At 68.6% G+C, this 4672-nt stretch carries 2 protein-coding genes and 2 pseudogenes; 2 read left to right on the top strand and 2 right to left on the bottom strand.

Annotated features, from left to right (window positions below; genetic code table 11):
• Positions 1-124, top strand: a pseudogene (locus ACH4ZX_RS40090) (IS982 family transposase); the annotation flags it as partial.
• A gap of 951 nt (positions 125-1075) precedes the next feature.
• Positions 1076-2074, top strand: coding sequence for an IS481 family transposase (locus tag ACH4ZX_RS40085; protein WP_398283837.1), 999 nt, complete (start codon positions 1076-1078; stop codon positions 2072-2074).
• Between the two features lie 524 nt (positions 2075-2598).
• Here the strand turns inward: ACH4ZX_RS40085 and ACH4ZX_RS40080 are convergent.
• Entirely contained in the window at positions 2599-3597 is a 999-nt protein-coding gene (locus tag ACH4ZX_RS40080; RefSeq protein WP_398283837.1) for an IS481 family transposase, read from the bottom strand.
• A gap of 951 nt (positions 3598-4548) precedes the next feature.
• Positions 4549-4672: pseudogene (locus tag ACH4ZX_RS40075) on the bottom strand (IS982 family transposase); the annotation flags it as partial.

Raw genomic sequence — 4672 nt, 5'->3', positions numbered from 1 at the left:
GCCGTTCCTGTGAAGGTGTCGGTATCCGCGTCGCCCAGCGCGTCCTCGCGATGGCCGCCGCGATCTGGCACAACAACGCAACCAACGCACCGATCTCCGGTCACTGATCGCCTATGACCACTGACCGGAGATCGGACTTACTCGTCTAGAGCGCGCCGCCGTCGCATAGCGGCGTGGCCGCCTGTGCGGCCGCTCAGCCGGTCGGCCCCGGCTCGAAACGCGGGGTGTCGGCAGGCGACAGGTCCGGGTGCATCCGGTGCCAGCGCGCCGGGTGGCGCCAGCGTCCGGCACCGTCGCGTGCGACGTCGACGCCGACCTCCACTCCACCACCAGCTCCGGCGCTACGAGAGTGACGTGCAGGCTCTCGCCCGAGCCCCACCCCGCGCTGAATGTCCAACCTGTCCACGGATGCTCTGCGGCCGGGGTGAGGAGTCCGGCGACCGCCCGGCCCGCGGCCTGCGGGAGCGTCGTACTGCGCCTGACGTAGCGCAGGCGCCCGTCGGTGTCGTACCGGCCCAGCAGCAGCGTGCGTGGAGCCGCCGGAGAGCCGGTGAACGCACCGACGATGGCGTCCTCGGTATGCCGGGCCTTGTGCTTCCTCTTGGCCCTCACGGCCGGGGCGTAGACGTCCTCCAGCCTCTTGTAGACGACCCCTTCGACACCGACGGCTGTCCTGGCCGTGAGGACCAATCCCGCAGCCATTAACGGTATTGATGATTCCGCTTGTTGGTGGGGCGGACAGCGATGCGAGACGCCTCCAAATTTCAGGTAGGGCCCAGGAGCCGCCTACGTCGAGAGCCTGGAAAGATACCGATCGTCATACCGGGACCTGGCCACACCCACTGCGGCCAACCACGCCAGGGAGAAGGGCTCGCATGGCAAGCAAGCGCGCACATACGCGTAACAACCGGATCGCTTCCCCCATCCAGAAGATCCGCGGCGCCAGGTTCGCTAGCTGTTCTGTCTCGGGAGGTTGTGGACGGGTGAGTGAGGTCTCGGCTGGGGGTTCTTGAACGGGTGAGGGCCTTCCGGTTCGGTGTGGATTGCGACGTCTACACCGACCAGAAAGGCCCTCGTGGTCCACCGTAATGCACCCCTGACCGAGACCGGACGCCTGCGCCTGGCCCGCTGCGTGGTCGACGACAACTGGCCGCTGCGCCGAGCCGCCGAACGCTTCCAGGTCTCGCCGACCACCGCCCAGCGGTGGGCCGACCGCTACCGTCAGTTCGGTGAGGCCGGCATGACCGACCGCTCCAGCCGGCCGCACCACAGTCCCCGGCGGACACCGACCCGCACCGAGCGACGCATCATCAAGGTCCGCCTGCTGCGCCGGTGGGGACCGGCCCGCATCGCCCACTTCCTGCACCTGGTGCCCTCCACCGTCCACCGGGTGCTCACCCGCTACCGCCTGGCTCGCCTGACGCATCTGGACCGGGCCAGCGGCCATGTCGTCCGCCGCTACGAACGCGAGAAGCCCGGCGAACTCATCCACGTCGACATCAAGAAGCTGGGCAACATCCCCGACGGCGGCGGACACAAGGCCCACGGCAGAGCCCAGGGCGGCCGCAACAGCTCCGCACACCGCGACCCCGCCCGGCCCCGCACCGCCGGCGGCCGCCCCAACCTCGGCTACAGCTACCTCCACACCGCCGTCGACGACCACTCCCGCCTCGCCTACAGCGAGATCCACGCCGACGAGAAGAAGGAGACCGCCACCGGCTTCTGGCAGCGGGCCCACGCCTTCTTCACCCAGGCCGGGATCACCGTCGAACGCGTCCTGACCGACAACGGCGCCTGCTACCGCTCACGCGACTGGCGCCAGGCGCTGGCAGCAGCCGGGATCGCCCACAAACGCACCCGGCCCTACCGGCCCCAGACGAACGGCAAGGTCGAACGCTTCAACCGCACCCTGCTCGAGGAGTGGGCCTACGCCCGCCCCTACCGGTCAGAAGCCGAGCGACGCGAAGCGTTCCCGCAATGGCTGCACACCTACAATCACCACCGCGGACACACCGCACTCAAAGGCCAACCACCCGCCAGCCGCGTCCCCAACCTCACGGGTCAGTACAGCTAGCCCGGACCCGGACTCGGAGGCCATCAGGGAGTTGGACGAGACGCACTTCCCGTCATGGCGCCAACAGACCAAGAAGCTCGTCGCTTTCTCCGCAGGCAGTCCGGGCGCCCCGATTCCGGGCGCCCCGAAAAAGGCGACGTGCAAAGGATGCGGGCGCGTCAAGCCTTCATCGAAAACGTACTGCCCGGCCTGCGTGGAGAAGATCCGCACAGGCAAGCTCAAGCCTTGACCTTCGGCCGTGGGGACCAGTGGGGCAGCCGTTAACGGCTGCCCCACTGGTCCCCACGGCCGAAGGTCAAGGCTTGAGCTTGCCTGTGCGGATCTTCTCCACGCAGGCCGGGCAGTACGTTTTCGATGAAGGCTTGACGCGCCCGCATCCTTTGCACGTCGCCTTTTTCGGGGCGCCCGGAATCGGGGCGCCCGGACTGCCTGCGGAGAAAGCGACGAGCTTCTTGGTCTGTTGGCGCCATGACGGGAAGTGCGTCTCGTCCAACTCCCTGATGGCCTCCGAGTCCGGGTCCGGGCTAGCTGTACTGACCCGTGAGGTTGGGGACGCGGCTGGCGGGTGGTTGGCCTTTGAGTGCGGTGTGTCCGCGGTGGTGATTGTAGGTGTGCAGCCATTGCGGGAACGCTTCGCGTCGCTCGGCTTCTGACCGGTAGGGGCGGGCGTAGGCCCACTCCTCGAGCAGGGTGCGGTTGAAGCGTTCGACCTTGCCGTTCGTCTGGGGCCGGTAGGGCCGGGTGCGTTTGTGGGCGATCCCGGCTGCTGCCAGCGCCTGGCGCCAGTCGCGTGAGCGGTAGCAGGCGCCGTTGTCGGTCAGGACGCGTTCGACGGTGATCCCGGCCTGGGTGAAGAAGGCGTGGGCCCGCTGCCAGAAGCCGGTGGCGGTCTCCTTCTTCTCGTCGGCGTGGATCTCGCTGTAGGCGAGGCGGGAGTGGTCGTCGACGGCGGTGTGGAGGTAGCTGTAGCCGAGGTTGGGGCGGCCGCCGGCGGTGCGGGGCCGGGCGGGGTCGCGGTGTGCGGAGCTGTTGCGGCCGCCCTGGGCTCTGCCGTGGGCCTTGTGTCCGCCGCCGTCGGGGATGTTGCCCAGCTTCTTGATGTCGACGTGGATGAGTTCGCCGGGCTTCTCGCGTTCGTAGCGGCGGACGACATGGCCGCTGGCCCGGTCCAGATGCGTCAGGCGAGCCAGGCGGTAGCGGGTGAGCACCCGGTGGACGGTGGAGGGCACCAGGTGCAGGAAGTGGGCGATGCGGGCCGGTCCCCACCGGCGCAGCAGGCGGACCTTGATGATGCGTCGCTCGGTGCGGGTCGGTGTCCGCCGGGGACTGTGGTGCGGCCGGCTGGAGCGGTCGGTCATGCCGGCCTCACCGAACTGACGGTAGCGGTCGGCCCACCGCTGGGCGGTGGTCGGCGAGACCTGGAAGCGTTCGGCGGCTCGGCGCAGCGGCCAGTTGTCGTCGACCACGCAGCGGGCCAGGCGCAGGCGTCCGGTCTCGGTCAGGGGTGCATTACGGTGGACCACGAGGGCCTTTCTGGTCGGTGTAGACGTCGCAATCCACACCGAACCGGAAGGCCCTCACCCGTTCAAGAACCCCCAGCCGAGACCTCACTCACCCGTCCACAACCTCCCGAGACAGAACAGCTAGCGAACCTGGCGCCGCGGATCTTCTGGATGGGGGAAGCGATCCGGTTGTTACGCGTATGTGCGCGCTTGCTTGCCATGCGAGCCCTTCTCCCTGGCGTGGTTGGCCGCAGTGGGTGTGGCCAGGTCCCGGTATGACGATCGGTATCTTTCCAGGCTCTCGACGTAGGCGGCTCCTGGGCCCTACCTGAAATTTGGAGGCGTCTCGCATCGCTGTCCGCCCCACCAACAAGCGGAATCATCAATACCGTTAATGGCTGCGGGATTGGTCCTCACGGCCAGGACAGCCGTCGGTGTCGAAGGGGTCGTCTACAAGAGGCTGGAGGACGTCTACGCCCCGGCCGTGAGGGCCAAGAGGAAGCACAAGGCCCGGCATACCGAGGACGCCATCGTCGGTGCGTTCACCGGCTCTCCGGCGGCTCCACGCACGCTGCTGCTGGGCCGGTACGACACCGACGGGCGCCTGCGCTACGTCAGGCGCAGTACGACGCTCCCGCAGGCCGCGGGCCGGGCGGTCGCCGGACTCCTCACCCCGGCCGCAGAGCATCCGTGGACAGGTTGGACATTCAGCGCGGGGTGGGGCTCGGGCGAGAGCCTGCACGTCACTCTCGTAGCGCCGGAGCTGGTGGTGGAGTGGAGGTCGGCGTCGACGTCGCACGCGACGGTGCCGGACGCTGGCGCCACCCGGCGCGCTGGCACCGGATGCACCCGGACCTGTCGCCTGCCGACACCCCGCGTTTCGAGCCGGGGCCGACCGGCTGAGCGGCCGCACAGGCGGCCACGCCGCTATGCGACGGCGGCGCGCTCTAGACGAGTAAGTCCGATCTCCGGTCAGTGGTCATAGGCGATCAGTGACCGGAGATCGGTGCGTTGGTTGCGTTGTTGTGCCAGATCGCGGCGGCCATCGCGAGGACGCGCTGGGCGACGCGGATACCGACACCTTCACAGGAACGGC

Origin of the sequence: Streptomyces sp. NPDC020490, assembly GCF_044335305.1 — a bacterium.
Classification (GTDB): Bacteria; Actinomycetota; Actinomycetes; order Streptomycetales; family Streptomycetaceae; genus Streptomyces.
This window is presented reverse-complemented; position numbering and strand designations above follow the sequence as displayed.